This is a genomic window from Scandinavium sp., assembly GCF_032012665.1.
Classification (GTDB): domain Bacteria; phylum Pseudomonadota; class Gammaproteobacteria; order Enterobacterales; family Enterobacteriaceae; genus Scandinavium.
In genome coordinates this window covers 193,230-206,322 of sequence record NZ_DALZVG010000004.1, presented here as the reverse complement: position 1 = coordinate 206,322, position 13,093 = coordinate 193,230, and the positions used below count along the sequence as shown (strand labels likewise).

Genomic DNA, 13,093 nt, shown 5'->3' with positions numbered 1-13,093 from the left:
ATAAGCGCCCACAATGTATCAGGAGTTCACCATGTTTGCAGGATTACCTTCACTGAGTCACGACCAGCAGCAGAAAGCGGTCGAACGTATCCAGGAGTTAATGTCTCAGGGGATGAGTAGCGGACAGGCAATTACGTTAGTGGCCGAAGAGCTACGCGCCAGCCACACCGGTGAGCGGATAGTGGCGCGCTTTGAGGACGAAGACGAGTAGTTGGATGGATTGCCTGGCGGCGCTGTGCTTGCACAGGCCTGCGTGTTGTGTAGGCCCGGTAAGGCAGAGCCGCCACCGGGCAACAGCGTCATCAAACCGCAGCAACAATCTTAATCTCAACCTTATACTGTGGCTTCATCAGCCCGGCCTGCACGGTGCAGCGCACTGGCGCATGCCCGGCAGCCACCCACGCGTCCCAGGCCTTGTTCATTGCAGCGAAATCCGCTTTATCGGCGAGAAAAATGGTCGCATCCAGAATGCGTGATTTATCGCTGCCCTGTTTTTCCAGAATCGCATCAATCTGCGCCAGGGTATTGGCGGTCTGTTCGAACGCATCGGCGTCGAGATTTTCCGGCACGCCGGTGTAGTAGAGAGTCTGGTTGTGGATCACCACGTCAGACCAGCGGGCTTCGGCATCAATTCGTACGATTGTCATCTTAGTTTCCTTCGTCGGTTTTCCTTCAAACGCCCGCAAGATTGCCACAATGTCGACATCACGTCATCCTTCAGGCTGGTACAACTCGCCCCGCGCTGACATAATCACTGTCCAGATTTACAGGGGGCAGTGTGACGGACGATTTTGCAACAGACGGGCAGTTAGCCAAAGCGATACCCGGTTTTAAACCGCGTGAACCGCAGCGTCAGATGGCGCAGGCAGTGGCGGAGGCCATCAAAGAAACGCGTCCGCTGGTGGTGGAAGCGGGTACCGGCACGGGCAAAACCTACGCCTATCTGGCCCCTGCGCTGCGCGCAAAGAAGAAGGTCATTATCTCCACTGGCTCTAAAGCGCTACAGGATCAGCTCTACAGCCGCGATCTGCCAACCGTCGCCAAAGCCCTGAAATTTACCGGCAGGCTGGCCCTGCTGAAAGGCCGCTCCAACTACCTGTGCCTTGAGCGTCTCGAACAGCAGGCGATTGCCGGGGGCGATCTCCCCGTCCAGACGCTGAGCGACGTCATTATTCTGCGAAGTTGGGCGAACCAGACCGAAGACGGCGACATCAGCACTTGCGTCAGCGTGGCGGAAGATTCCCAGGCGTGGCCGCTGGTGACCAGTACCAACGACAACTGCCTCGGCAGCGACTGCCCACTGTATAAAGATTGCTTTGTGGTCAAAGCGCGTAAAAAGGCGATGGATGCCGACGTGGTGGTGGTCAACCATCATCTCTTCCTCGCCGACATGGTGGTGAAAGAGGGGGGCTTTGGTGAACTGATTCCCGAAGCGGAAGTGATGATTTTCGATGAAGCCCATCAGCTGCCGGACATCGCCAGCCAGTATTTCGGTCAGTCGCTCTCCAGCCGTCAGCTGCTCGACATGGCGAAAGACATCACTATCGCTTACCGCACCGAAGTGAAAGACACCCAGCAGCTGCAAAAATGTGCCGATCGTCTGGCCCAGGCGACGCAGGATTTCCGCCTGCAGCTCGGCGAACCGGGCTATCGCGGCAACCTGCGTGAACTGCTGGCAGATAGCGGCATTCAACGCGCACTGCTGCTGCTCGATGATGCGCTTGAGCTCTGCTATGACGTGGCAAAACTCTCACTTGGCCGTTCGGCCCTGCTCGACGCCGCCTTTGAGCGAGCCACGCTGTACCGCGCCCGCCTCAAGCGACTGAAAGAGATTAACCAGCCGGGCTACAGCTACTGGTATGAGTGTACGTCCCGGCATTTCACCCTGGCGCTCACGCCGCTCACGGTGGCCGATAAATTCAAAGAAGTGATGGCGCAGAAAGAGGGGAGCTGGATCTTCACCTCGGCAACCCTGTCGGTAAACGACGATCTGCACCATTTCACGGCGCGCCTGGGGATTGATGAGGCTGAATCTCTGCTGTTGCCGAGCCCGTTTGATTACGAAAAACAGGCGCTGCTCTGCGTGCCGCGAAATTTGCCGCTGCCTAATCAGCCCGGCGGTGCGAAACAGCTGGCGGCGATGCTGCGTCCGATGATTGAGGCCAACAACGGCCGCTGCTTTATGCTCTGCACCTCGCACGCCATGATGCGTGACCTTGCTGAACAGTTCCGTTCAATACTCGATCTGCCTGTGCTGTTGCAGGGGGAAACCAGCAAGGGTCAGCTTTTACAGCAGTTCGTCAGCGCGGGGAATGCCCTGCTGGTGGCGACCAGCAGCTTCTGGGAAGGGGTGGACGTACGCGGCGATGCGCTGTCGCTGGTGATCATCGACAAACTGCCGTTTACCTCGCCGGAAGATCCGCTGCTGAAAGCGCGAATGGAAGATTGCCGTCTGCGGGGCGGCGATCCGTTCGATGATGTGCAGCTTCCGGATGCGGTGATTACCCTCAAGCAGGGCGTCGGGCGCCTTATCCGCGATATTGACGACCGCGGCGTACTGGTCATCTGCGATAACCGCCTGGTGATGCGCCCCTACGGCGCGGTGTTCTTATCCAGCCTGCCACCGACCCCGCGCACCCGCGATATCAGCCGGGCCGTGCGTTTTCTCGCCGGTCTCTCTGTGGGGTAATTTGCGGCGAACTGTGATAAGATGCGCGCCATTTTGTTGACCCGCTATTGCGAGAGCGCGACGTCCTATGCGAATTCTGGCTATTGATACCGCCACAGAAGCCTGTTCTGCGGCTTTGTGGAATGACGGTGCCACCACGGCTCACTTCGAGCTTTGCCCCCGCGAACACACTCAACGTATTCTGCCGCTGGTGCAGGATATTCTCACCGAAACCGCTACTGCCCTGACCGACCTCGACGCCCTGGCGTTTGGCCGTGGGCCAGGCAGCTTCACCGGCGTCCGTATCGGTATCGGCATCGCCCAGGGACTGGCGCTGGGTGCAAATTTGCCGATGATTGGCGTGTCGACGTTGGCGACTATGGCGCAGGGTGCATTCCGTAAAACGGGGGCAACCCGCGTGCTGGCTGCCATTGACGCCCGCATGGGTGAAGTCTACTGGGCCGAGTATCAGCGTGATGAACAAGGCGTCTGGCACGGCGAAGCGACCGAAGCCGTGCTGAAACCTGAAGCCGTTAACGCCCGGTTGAAGCAGCTTGACGGCGAGTGGGCTACAGTGGGTACAGGCTGGCAGGCCTGGCCGGATATGGCGAATGACACCCCTGTGACGCGGGTAAACGGCGATACGCTGTTGCCGGAAGCAGAAGACATGTTGCCGCTGGCTTGTCAGCTTTTCGCCGCGCACAAAACTGTTGCCGTCGAACAGGCTGAACCTGTTTATTTACGTAATGAAGTGGCGTGGAAGAAACTTCCCGGTCGGGAATGAATCTTAGTGACATAAGCACTGAGAAATAAAGGAGTCTCATCATGGCGAGTCGCAAACAGGTAGTACGTGGGTTACTGGCTGGGCTGGTCATTGCCGCGCTAAGTGGATGCGTGTCGGTACCGGATGAAATCAAGGGCACGAGCCCGACGCCACAGCAGGATTTGGTTCGCGTAATGGCTGCGCCGCAGCTTTATGTCGGCCAGGAAGCCCGCTTCGGTGGCAAAGTGGTGAATGTTAAAAACGAGACCGGTAAAACCCGTCTGGAAATTGCCACCGTGCCGCTCGATGAAGGCGCGCGCCCGGGCCTGGGAACCCCTTCCCGTGGCCGTATTTATGCGGACGTAAACGGCTTCCTCGACCCGGTTGATTTCCGCAATCAGCTGGTCACCGTCGTCGGACCGATTACCGGCACCGCGAAGGGTAAAATTGGCGACACGGAATACACTTACATGGTGATGCAGGCGAACGGCTATAAGCGCTGGCGCGTGACGCAGCAGGTCGTGATGCCACCTCAGCCGATTGACCCCTACTGGGGCGGCGGCTGCTATCACCATCGCTGTGGTTACGGCTACGGCGGCTGGGGCTGGTATAATCCGGGCCCGGCGCAGGTGCAGACCATCGTTACTGAATAATTCATTGTTTTTAAATCGTTTTGAGACAGCGGCTGGTCCGCTGTTTCTTTTTGTCGGGCAGGACTCCCGTTCATAAGAAAAATAAATAGTGACGCGCTTCGCAACCTTAAATCCGATTAATTAATAAACTGGTACGATAAGTTAATATGTTGTTAACGACTTGTTTATTAACAGGGGTTGTGATGACGACGAATTCTCATTTCAGAGGTGATGCATTGAAAAAGGTTTGGCTTAACCGTTATCCCGCCGATGTCCCGGCGGAGATCGATCCTGACCGCTATCAATCCCTGGTAGATCTGTTTGAACAGGCGACAACTCGTTTCGCCGATCAGCCCGCGTTCGTGAACATGGGTGAAGTCATGACCTTCCGCAAGCTCGAGGAGCGCAGCCGCGCCTTCGCCGCTTATCTCCAGCAGGGCCTGGGGCTGAAAAAGGGCGACCGCGTCGCGCTGATGATGCCCAATCTGCTGCAATATCCCGTTGCGCTGTTCGGTATTTTACGTGCCGGCATGATCGTGGTGAACGTCAACCCGCTGTATACGCCACGTGAACTGGAGCATCAGCTCAACGACAGCGGCGCCAGCGCGATTGTGATCGTCTCCAACTTTGCCCATACCCTGGAAAAAGTGGTCGGGAAAACCCAGGTTCGGCACGTTATTCTTACGCGCATGGGCGACCAGCTCTCCACGGCAAAAGGCACGTTGGTTAACTTTGTCGTCAAATACGTTAAACGCCTGGTGCCGAAGTACCATCTGCCGGACGCCATCTCCTTCCGCCGTGCCCTCCAGCAGGGCTACCGAATGCAGTACATCAAACCGGAAGTGGTGACGGAAGATCTGGCATTCCTGCAATACACGGGCGGCACCACCGGCGTGGCGAAGGGCGCAATGCTGACACATCGCAACATGCTGGCGAACCTCGCGCAGGTACATGCTACCTACGGTCCGCTGTTCCAGCCGGGCAAAGAGCTGGTAGTCACCGCGTTGCCGCTGTACCACATTTTTGCGCTGACCATGAACTGCCTGCTGTTTATTGAACTCGGTGGACAAAACCTGCTTATTACCAACCCGCGTGATATTCCGGGTCTGGTGAAAGAGCTGGCAAAATACCCGTTCACCGCGATGACCGGTGTGAATACGCTGTTTAACGCGCTGCTGAATAACAAAGAGTTTCAGCAGCTCGATTTCTCCTCGCTGCGTCTCTCCGCAGGCGGCGGGATGCCGGTACAGCAGGCGGTGGCCGAACGTTGGGTTAAACTGACCGGCCGCTATCTGCTGGAAGGCTATGGCCTGACCGAGTGCGCGCCGCTGGTGAGCGTTAACCCGCACGATATTGATTATCACAGCGGCAGCATTGGCCTGCCGGTGCCGTCCACGGAAGTGAAGCTGGTGGACGACGATAATAACGAAGTGCCACCGGGCGAACCGGGTGAACTTTGCGTCAAAGGACCGCAGGTGATGCTGGGCTACTGGCAGCGCCCGGATGCCACCGATGAAATCATCAAAGACGGCTGGCTGCATACGGGTGACATCGCAGTGATGGACGAAGAGGGCTTCCTGAAGATTGTCGATCGTAAAAAAGACATGATTCTGGTGTCCGGCTTCAACGTTTATCCAAATGAGATCGAAGACGTGGTGATGCAGCACTCCGGCGTGCAGGAAGTGGCCGCCGTTGGTGTACCGTCCGGCAGCAGTGGCGAAGCGGTGAAGATCTTCGTGGTGAAAAAAGACCCGTCGTTGACCGATGAGGCACTGATCACCTTCTGCCGCCGTCATCTGACCGGATACAAGGTGCCGAAGCTGGTTGAGTTCCGTGATGAGCTGCCAAAATCGAACGTTGGAAAAATTTTGCGACGAGAACTGCGTGACGAAGCGCGCGCTAAAGTGGACAATAAAGCCTGAACTACGCGTGAGTCGCCTTCAGACGCCGGTTAAGCCGGCGTTTTTTATGGGCGCAAACCATAGAGAATACAGATTGAATTATCAGATGATCACCGAGGACGCTGCGCTCAGGACCGCCTGTGATGAGGCCCGCAACGTACCCGCCATTGCGCTGGACACCGAATTTGTCCGCACCCGTACCTATTATCCGCAGCTGGGCCTGATTCAGATGTTCGACGGCAAGACGGTGGTGCTGATCGACCCGCTGACCATCACCGACTGGGCACCGTTCAAAGCGTTGATGCGTGAGAAAACGGTCACCAAATATTTGCATGCCGGCAGTGAAGATCTTGAAGTGTTTCTGAATACTTTTGGAGAATTACCGGAACCGCTTATTGATACCCAGATTCTGGCGGCATTCAGCGGCCGCCCGCTGTCGTGGGGTTTTGCGGCGATGGTTGAGGAGTACACCGGCATTGCGCTCGATAAAAGCGAGTCCCGCACCGACTGGCTGGCGCGTCCGTTGACCGAGCGCCAGTGCGACTATGCGGCGGCGGATGTCTGGTATCTGTTGCCGATTGCTAAAAAACTGCTGGCGGAAGCTGACTCCAGCGGCTGGCTGCCCGCGGCACTCGACGAATGCCGCCTGATGCAGCAGCGCCGTCAGGAAGTGGTTGATCCGGCGGACGCCTGGCGCGATATCACCAACGCCTGGCAGCTGCGTACCCGCCAGCTGGCGTGTTTACAGCTTCTGGCAGACTGGCGTCTGCGTAAAGCCCGCGAGCGTAATATGGCAGTCAATTTCGTGGTACGTGAAGAGCATCTCTGGAGCGTGGCTCGCTACATGCCGGGTAGTATGGGCGAACTCGACAGCCTTGGGCTTTCAGGCAGTGAAATTCGCTTCCACGGTAAAACGCTGCTGAGCCTGGTTGAGAAGGCCAAAGCGTTGCCGGAAGAGGCACTCCCTGAGCCGCTGCTGAACCTGATGGATATGCCGGGCTACCGAACGCTGTTTAAAGAGATCAAAGCGCTGGTGCAGGATGTCAGCAAAGAGAAGGGCGTCAGCGCGGAGCTGCTGGCTTCCCGTCGCCAGATTAACCAGCTGCTGAACTGGCACTGGAAGCTAAAGCCGCAAAACGGTTTGCCGGAGCTGGTGGCGGGCTGGCGTGGGGAAATGATGGCCGATCGCCTGAATGCGCTGCTGGCGAATTATCCCAGGTAAACAGTCAGTGCTTTTTTCAGAAAAGCGCTTTCGTGTTTGCCCCTTCTCCCTGTGGGAAAGGGCAGGGAAGAGGGTATCAGGCCACAGAGTTGTACCAATTGCCGGGGGGCTGCGTTTGCCCGCCCTGCGGTTTATGGCCGAGACTGTAGCCCCGATAAGCAAAGCGCCACCGGGGAATGATCCGGATACAGAATCCAATAAAAAACCCGCCGAAGCGGGTTTTCACATCAGGACTTAGACTCTTCCGTTTCAGGAAGCGTCACGTTGAGCTCAAGAATCGAGATATCCCCGTCTTTTTGCTCCAGCTGAACGGTCACCATTTCCGGGTCAATCTGAATGTATTTGCAGATCACTTCCAGGATGTCTTTACGCAGCTGCGGCAGATAGTGTGGCTCTGCATCACTGCGGCGGCGTTCCGCGACGATAATCTGTAAACGTTCTTTCGCGATGTTGGCGGTGTTCTTTTTTCGTGAGAGAAAAAAGTCGAGTAATGCCATAACTTATCCTCCGAACAGGCGTTTGAGGAAACCTTTCTTCTCTTCTTCGATGAAGCGGAAAGGACGTTCTTCTCCCAGCAGACGATCAACCGTGTCGGCGTAGGCTTTGCCTGCGTCGGCTTCGGCATCCAGAATAACCGGCTCACCCTGGTTAGAGGCGCGAAGGACTGACTGATCTTCCGGGATCACGCCAACCAGTTTAATGCGCAGAATTTCCAGCACATCTTCCATGCTCAGCATGTCGCCTTTGCTGACGCGGCCCGGATTGTAGCGGGTGAGCAGAAGATGTTCTTTAATCGGATCTTCGCCTTTCTCGGCGCGGCGAGATTTTGACGCCAGAATGCCCAGAATACGGTCGGAGTCACGAACGGAAGAGACTTCCGGGTTAGTGGTAATCACGGCTTCATCGGCGAAGTAAAGCGCCATCAGCGCGCCGGTTTCAATGCCCGCCGGAGAGTCACAGACGATGAAATCGAATTCCATCTTCTTCAGCTCTTCGAGCACCTTTTCCACACCTTCGTAAGTCAGTGCGTCTTTGTCACGAGTCTGAGAGGCCGGGAGAATATAGAGATTTTCGGTACGCTTATCTTTAATCAGCGCCTGGTTCAGCGTGGCATCGCCCTGAATGACGTTCACGAAATCATAAACCACGCGGCGTTCACAGCCCATGATCAGGTCGAGGTTACGCAGGCCGATGTCAAAGTCGATAACGACTGTCTTCTTTCCCTTCTGGGCCAAACCAGTAGCGATGGCCGCGCTGGAGGTGGTCTTGCCAACGCCCCCTTTACCCGAAGTCACAACAATAATGCGTGCCATAAAAATTCCTTGTTAAAAGGGATCAGTTTAACGGTTCAATTGCCAAAGCCGCTTCGTCCAGACGCAGACGAACCGCTTTGCCATAATAGTCGGCGGTGATGTTTTCACTCAGCCAGTAAACACCCGCGATAGACACCAGCTCTGCCGCGAGGTGGGTACAAAATATTTGTGCTTCCCGGTCACCGCTGGCACCCGCCAGTGCGCGTCCACGCATCATGCCGTAAATGTGAATGTTCCCGTCGGCGATAAGCTCCGCGCCCGCACTCACATGACTTGTGACAATCAGATCACAGTTTGGTGCATAAATGCGCTGACCGGAACGAACCGGTGTATCAATCAATCGCGTTTTTGTGACGGGAGTAGCAATTGGTGCCGGAGCAGGGGGCTCAACAGGGGCTGCCCGAACCGCTTTTTCTTTCCCTTCAGTCAGTAAGGGAATGCCGACCAGCTCGATTTCGGCCTTCAGTGCGGGATTTTTACAGCCGCTGACGCCCATAATGCGCAAGCCCGTAGCGGAAATGGCCTGCTGCAATGGTTTCCATTGGGTCACATTATCCAGACTGCTGATATTGACCACTACCGGTGCGTGTTTCAGAAAAGCGGGAGCCTGGGCGATTTTGTCTTCTAACGCCTGACGAATAACCTCGGGTTTTGCCTCGTGCAAATGAACCACTGATAACGTGAAGCTACTGCCTTTAAGTTCGATGGGCGTGTTTGACATCCTGGCCTTACTCAATTTTCAATTTATCAGCCGCACGGCTGCGGTGATATTCCGAAGACTACCGGGCATGTTATAGTCACTAATATAGAGTGGCAAGTCGCCACCGTCTAATTCAGAGTAAAAGTGATGTTTTGTGTGATCTATAAAAGTAATAAGCGCGACCAGACCTACTTATATGTCGAAAAAAAAGACGATTTCTCCCGCGTGCCGGCTGAATTAATGCAGGGGTTTGGTCAACCGCAGCTGGCCATGATTCTGCCCCTGGACGGGCGTAAGACATTAGCCAATGCCGATCTGGAAAAAGTAAAAAAAGCCTTAACTGAACAAGGCTATTATTTGCAACTGCCGCCTCCGCCGGACAATTTACTTAAGCAGCATCTCCAGGCGAGCGGAAAACAATAACGCAACGACAGGAGCAGGCATGTATCAACATCATCACTGGCAGGGCGCGTTACTGGATTACCCGGTCAGTAAAGTGGTTTGTGTAGGGAGTAATTACGCCAAACATATTCAGGAGATGGGCAGCGCCACGCCGGAAGAGCCGGTGCTGTTTATTAAACCTGAAACGGCGCTGTGTGATATTCGCCAGCCGTTAGTGCTGCCGGAAGGCTTTGGCTCGGTGCATCATGAAGTTGAGCTGGCGGTGTTGATTGGCGGCACGCTGCGTCAGGCCTCTGAGGAGCACGTGCAAAAAGCAATTGCCGGCTACGGCGTGGCGCTGGATCTCACGCTGCGTGACCTGCAAGGCAAAATGAAGAAAGCGGGCCAGCCGTGGGAAAAAGCCAAAGGCTTTGATAATGCCTGCCCGATCTCCGGCTTTATTCCGGCAGGCGATTTCCAGGGCGATCCGCAAAACACGCCGCTCAGTCTGAAGATTAACGGTCAGGTGCGCCAGCAGGGCTCCACCTCAGACATGATCCACAAAATTGTGCCGCTGATTGCCTACATGAGTCGTTTCTTTACCCTCAAAAGCGGGGATGTGATCCTCACCGGCACGCCGGAAGGCGTCGGCCCGCTCGCCAGCGGCGACGAGCTGGAGGTCAACTTCAACGGTCATTCGCTTACCACCCGCGTACTGTAAGCATCTTTTGCCGCCACCATCGGGCGGCAAAACTTGCATCCACATGCCAGACTGGTTATAAGGTGCCCCTGGTTTTTAATGGCGGATTTTCTTATGAGCGACACACCCTTCTGGCAGAGCAAAACGCTCGAGCAAATGACCGACGCCGAGTGGGAGTCGTTGTGCGATGGCTGCGGCCAGTGCTGCCTGCATAAGCTAATGGACGAAGACAGCGACGAAATTTATTTCACCAACGTCGCCTGCCGCCAGCTGAATATTAAAACCTGCCAGTGCCGCAACTACGAGCGCCGCTTCGAATACGAACCGGACTGCATCAAATTGACCCGCGATAATCTCCCGACTTTCGAATGGCTGCCGCACACCTGCGCCTATCGTCTGCTTGCAGAAGGTAAACCGCTGCCAGCGTGGCATCCGTTGCTGACGGGATCGAAAGCGGCGATGCACGGCGAACGTATTTCCGTGCGCCACATCGCGGTGAAAGAGTCTGAGGTGGTGGACTGGGAAGATCACATCATGAATCATCCTGGCCGGGGGTAATTTCCGCCAGGATGCAGAAGAAGCCACCGCAGTTAGCGGTGGCTTTTTTGTATCAGAAGAGTACCGAGTAGTTCAGGCCAAACGTTCTGCCACGGCCCTTATAAGTGTACAGACCTGGTGCGCCATACGTCGGGCTGTAAAGCCCCGGCGCGCGTTGGCCCCAGACGGTGGTGTATTCCTTATCCAGCAGGTTTTCGACGCTGAAGCTGACTTTACCCACCGGCAGGGTGTAGCTACCGAGGAAGTCTACCGTGTTGTAGCCGTCAATTTTGTTGCCGTCGGCATCGGAAACGTCAAACGTCTGGGTGCTCTGCACGCGTAAACCCCAGTCGCCCGGAGCCCAGTTAACCCACGCGCTGACCTTCGATGGGCTGGCGCTGTCAACCGTCAGCTTTTCCCATTTGCCGTTCTCGCGGGTTTCCGACTTGATGGCGTTAAAGTTGGAGCCAAGGCTCCAGTCGCTGGCGTTGAAGTAGTAATCGACCTGGCCCTCAACACCGTAGATCCGACGTTTGTCATCATCCATGGTAATGGTCATGTCAGATTTATTGATGTTGATGGTTTTGTCGGACAGCGAGTAATAAGCCGCAACCTGGGTGCGCAGGTTGTCGCCGGTGAATCGCCAGCCCAGCTCGTAGGCGTCGACCTTAATGCCGTCGAGCTTCGAGTCATTCACGTTGACGCTATTGTTGAGCTGATAATGTCCGTTTGCCAGGGTGTAGTTACCGGAGCCGTAATATTTCGCCAGATCCGGGATCTCAAAGCCCTGAGAGAAGTTAAACCATAGCTGCTGGCGGTCGGTCAGATGGCCAAGAATACCGGCGTTGAACAGTAGATTGTTGTAGTCCGTTTTGCCGCCGGGCACCGCGTCGGCTGAGGTCGCTTTCCCGGTAGCGATGGCCTGCTGCTGCGCGTAGCCGATAAAATCGTCGACCTTATTTTCCGTGTACTGATAGCGCACGCCGCCGCTCAGGGTAATAGCGCTGATGTCATAGCTCGCCTGCAGGAACGGGGCGAGGTTCGTGATGCTGTAATCCGGATAGCGGCCAATGTTGTAAGCATTGTCGAGCGTCATCCCGCCGCTGGCTGCGGCCGTGTTCAAATCGAAGAACTGCTGGTTAGCATTGAAGGTTTCATGATCGGCGTCGACGCCCCAGGTCAGATTGAGATCCTCCAGTGGCTTGCTGTTGAGGGTTAACTTGCCGCCGTAAAAATCGGTTTTCTGCTGGGAAGCGCCAATACTGGTGACCTGACCCTTGCTCAACGTCGGGAACGGGTAGAAGGTCAGGCTCTCGTCACGATAATAAACTTGCGCCACCAGTTCCTGGCCCCAGACGTCAGTGTTGGAGTATTGCAGGTTAATAAGATGACGCTCCGTCCCCGGCAGACGATCGGAGTCGAGATTGTCTTTGTTATACGCCCGGCCATCGCCGGTCACCGCCGAAAAGTTCTCGCCAAGGAACAGACCGTGTTTGCCATCGGACTGGCTTTTGAAGTACTGCGTGGTCAGCTGAAGCTGCTGGTGATCGTCAATGTCCAGCGTACCGGTGCCCATTACGTCGATGCGGTCGGAATACTGCAGCCCGGTCTGAGTGTTGTCGATGATGACCTCATCGCCGTTGCCGTCATACCAGCCGCCGTAGCGCTGATACGCCACGGAGAGGCGCCCTGAAGCCTTATCGTTGCCGCCGCTGACGGAGGCCGCCACGTTTTCATCATGATCGTTATGGCTGGTGAAGCCGCTTTTGGCCCCGGTCTGGAACTCCACTTCGGTGTCCGGCTGGCCTTTTTTGGTGACGATGTTAATCAGTCCGCCGGTACTGCCGCCGCCGTACAGTGACGTGGCGCCGGAGATAACCTCGATGCGTGAAATATTAAACGGATCGATGGAGTCGAGCTGTCGGCTGTCGCTGCGTGAGGAGTTCAGGCGCACGCCGTCCACCATCACCATCATCGAGCGGCCACGCATGTTCATACCATAGTTAGTACGACCCTGGCTGCTGACATCCATACCCGGAATCAGCTGCGCGAGCACGTCTTTTAGCTCTTTCCCACCCTGAACCTGCTGTTCAATATCTGCCTGTTCAATCACCCAGGTCGTTTGCGCCATATCCGCCACCGCATGATTGGCACGGCTGGCAGACACGACGACCGTTTCTTCTTTTCCTTCTTCCGCCCACGCAGAGGCAGACAATATAGCCAGTAAACAAGGATTTAAAACCCAAAGGCAAGCGCGCTTCATTGTTAGTATTTTC

14 protein-coding genes are annotated in these 13,093 nt (G+C 55.9%); 9 read left to right on the top strand and 5 right to left on the bottom strand.

Features of this window, described 5'->3' with window-relative positions:
• Positions 1-31: 31 nt before the first annotated feature.
• On the top strand, positions 32-211 hold the full coding sequence (locus RTU33_RS05800) for a YoaH family protein (protein ID WP_312625925.1): 180 nt from the start codon (positions 32-34) through the stop codon (positions 209-211).
• A 91-nt stretch (positions 212-302) separates the two neighbouring features.
• Here the strand turns inward: RTU33_RS05800 and RTU33_RS05795 are convergent, their stop codons facing one another.
• Positions 303-647, bottom strand: a complete 345-nt coding sequence (locus tag RTU33_RS05795) for a RidA family protein (protein WP_312625924.1) — start codon at positions 645-647, stop codon at positions 303-305.
• Positions 648-778: 131 nt separating this feature from the next.
• Here RTU33_RS05795 and RTU33_RS05790 point away from each other — a divergent pair, with 131 nt between their 5' ends.
• From RTU33_RS05790 to rnd, 5 genes are all read left to right on the top strand, one after another.
• Complete coding sequence (locus RTU33_RS05790) at positions 779-2,689, top strand: ATP-dependent DNA helicase (RefSeq protein ID WP_312625922.1); 1,911 nt, start codon at positions 779-781, stop codon at positions 2,687-2,689.
• A gap of 67 nt (positions 2,690-2,756) precedes the next feature.
• Positions 2,757-3,452, top strand: coding sequence for a tRNA (adenosine(37)-N6)-threonylcarbamoyltransferase complex dimerization subunit type 1 TsaB (gene tsaB / locus RTU33_RS05785; protein ID WP_312625921.1), 696 nt, complete (start codon positions 2,757-2,759; stop codon positions 3,450-3,452).
• A 41-nt stretch (positions 3,453-3,493) separates the two neighbouring features.
• Positions 3,494-4,084, top strand: a complete 591-nt coding sequence (locus tag RTU33_RS05780) for a Slp family lipoprotein (RefSeq protein ID WP_312625920.1) — start codon at positions 3,494-3,496, stop codon at positions 4,082-4,084.
• Positions 4,085-4,299: 215 nt separating this feature from the next.
• Positions 4,300-5,985 (top strand): long-chain-fatty-acid--CoA ligase FadD, encoded by a 1,686-nt coding sequence (gene fadD, locus RTU33_RS05775; RefSeq protein WP_312625919.1) that lies wholly within the window; start codon positions 4,300-4,302, stop codon positions 5,983-5,985.
• A 73-nt stretch (positions 5,986-6,058) separates the two neighbouring features.
• Positions 6,059-7,186: a ribonuclease D gene (rnd, locus tag RTU33_RS05770; RefSeq protein WP_312625918.1), complete on the top strand. Its 1,128-nt coding sequence runs from the start codon at positions 6,059-6,061 to the stop codon at positions 7,184-7,186.
• 227 nt (positions 7,187-7,413) lie between these two features.
• Here rnd and minE read toward each other — a convergent pair whose 3' ends face one another.
• From minE to minC, 3 genes are read right to left on the bottom strand one after another with little or no spacing between them, the layout of a single operon-like run.
• A complete protein-coding gene (minE, locus tag RTU33_RS05765) occupies positions 7,414-7,683 on the bottom strand; it encodes a cell division topological specificity factor MinE (RefSeq protein WP_312625917.1) in 270 nt (89 codons plus the stop codon).
• A 3-nt stretch (positions 7,684-7,686) separates the two neighbouring features.
• On the bottom strand, positions 7,687-8,499 hold the full coding sequence (minD, locus tag RTU33_RS05760; RefSeq protein WP_097163774.1) for a septum site-determining protein MinD: 813 nt from the start codon (positions 8,497-8,499) through the stop codon (positions 7,687-7,689).
• 22 nt (positions 8,500-8,521) lie between these two features.
• Entirely contained in the window at positions 8,522-9,220 is a 699-nt protein-coding gene (gene minC, locus RTU33_RS05755; RefSeq protein WP_312625915.1) for a septum site-determining protein MinC, read from the bottom strand.
• 126 nt (positions 9,221-9,346) lie between these two features.
• Here minC and RTU33_RS05750 point away from each other — a divergent pair, with 126 nt between their 5' ends.
• The 3 genes from RTU33_RS05750 to RTU33_RS05740 all read left to right on the top strand — a co-directional run bounded on the left by RTU33_RS05750 (position 9,347) and on the right by RTU33_RS05740 (position 10,838).
• Positions 9,347-9,622, top strand: coding sequence for a YcgL domain-containing protein (locus RTU33_RS05750; RefSeq protein ID WP_312625914.1), 276 nt, complete (start codon positions 9,347-9,349; stop codon positions 9,620-9,622).
• Positions 9,623-9,641: 19 nt separating this feature from the next.
• The gene (locus RTU33_RS05745) at positions 9,642-10,301 is read left to right on the top strand and encodes a fumarylacetoacetate hydrolase family protein (RefSeq protein WP_312625913.1); all 660 of its coding nucleotides are present in this window, start codon (positions 9,642-9,644) and stop codon (positions 10,299-10,301) included.
• Positions 10,302-10,394: 93 nt separating this feature from the next.
• Positions 10,395-10,838 carry a YcgN family cysteine cluster protein gene (locus tag RTU33_RS05740; protein WP_312625911.1) on the top strand — a complete coding sequence of 148 codons (444 nt, stop codon included), beginning with the start codon at positions 10,395-10,397 and terminating at the stop codon, positions 10,836-10,838.
• 52 nt (positions 10,839-10,890) lie between these two features.
• On the opposite strand, the gene RTU33_RS05735 is transcribed toward RTU33_RS05740, so the two are convergent.
• Entirely contained in the window at positions 10,891-13,080 is a 2,190-nt protein-coding gene (locus tag RTU33_RS05735; protein ID WP_312625910.1) for a TonB-dependent siderophore receptor, read from the bottom strand.
• Positions 13,081-13,093 lie beyond the last annotated feature (13 nt).

Coding starts and splice junctions, on each gene's coding strand:
- RTU33_RS05800 (WP_312625925.1), top strand. CDS start 32: ATGTTTGCAGGATTACCTTCACTGAGTCACGACCAGCAGCAGAAAGCG.
- RTU33_RS05795 (WP_312625924.1), bottom strand. CDS start 647: ATGACAATCGTACGAATTGATGCCGAAGCCCGCTGGTCTGACGTGGTG.
- tsaB (WP_312625921.1), top strand. CDS start 2,757: ATGCGAATTCTGGCTATTGATACCGCCACAGAAGCCTGTTCTGCGGCT.
- RTU33_RS05780 (WP_312625920.1), top strand. CDS start 3,494: ATGGCGAGTCGCAAACAGGTAGTACGTGGGTTACTGGCTGGGCTGGTC.
- minE (WP_312625917.1), bottom strand. CDS start 7,683: ATGGCATTACTCGACTTTTTTCTCTCACGAAAAAAGAACACCGCCAAC.
- minD (WP_097163774.1), bottom strand. CDS start 8,499: ATGGCACGCATTATTGTTGTGACTTCGGGTAAAGGGGGCGTTGGCAAG.
- minC (WP_312625915.1), bottom strand. CDS start 9,220: ATGTCAAACACGCCCATCGAACTTAAAGGCAGTAGCTTCACGTTATCA.
- RTU33_RS05750 (WP_312625914.1), top strand. CDS start 9,347: ATGTTTTGTGTGATCTATAAAAGTAATAAGCGCGACCAGACCTACTTA.
- RTU33_RS05745 (WP_312625913.1), top strand. CDS start 9,642: ATGTATCAACATCATCACTGGCAGGGCGCGTTACTGGATTACCCGGTC.
- RTU33_RS05740 (WP_312625911.1), top strand. CDS start 10,395: ATGAGCGACACACCCTTCTGGCAGAGCAAAACGCTCGAGCAAATGACC.
- RTU33_RS05735 (WP_312625910.1), bottom strand. CDS start 13,080: ATGAAGCGCGCTTGCCTTTGGGTTTTAAATCCTTGTTTACTGGCTATA.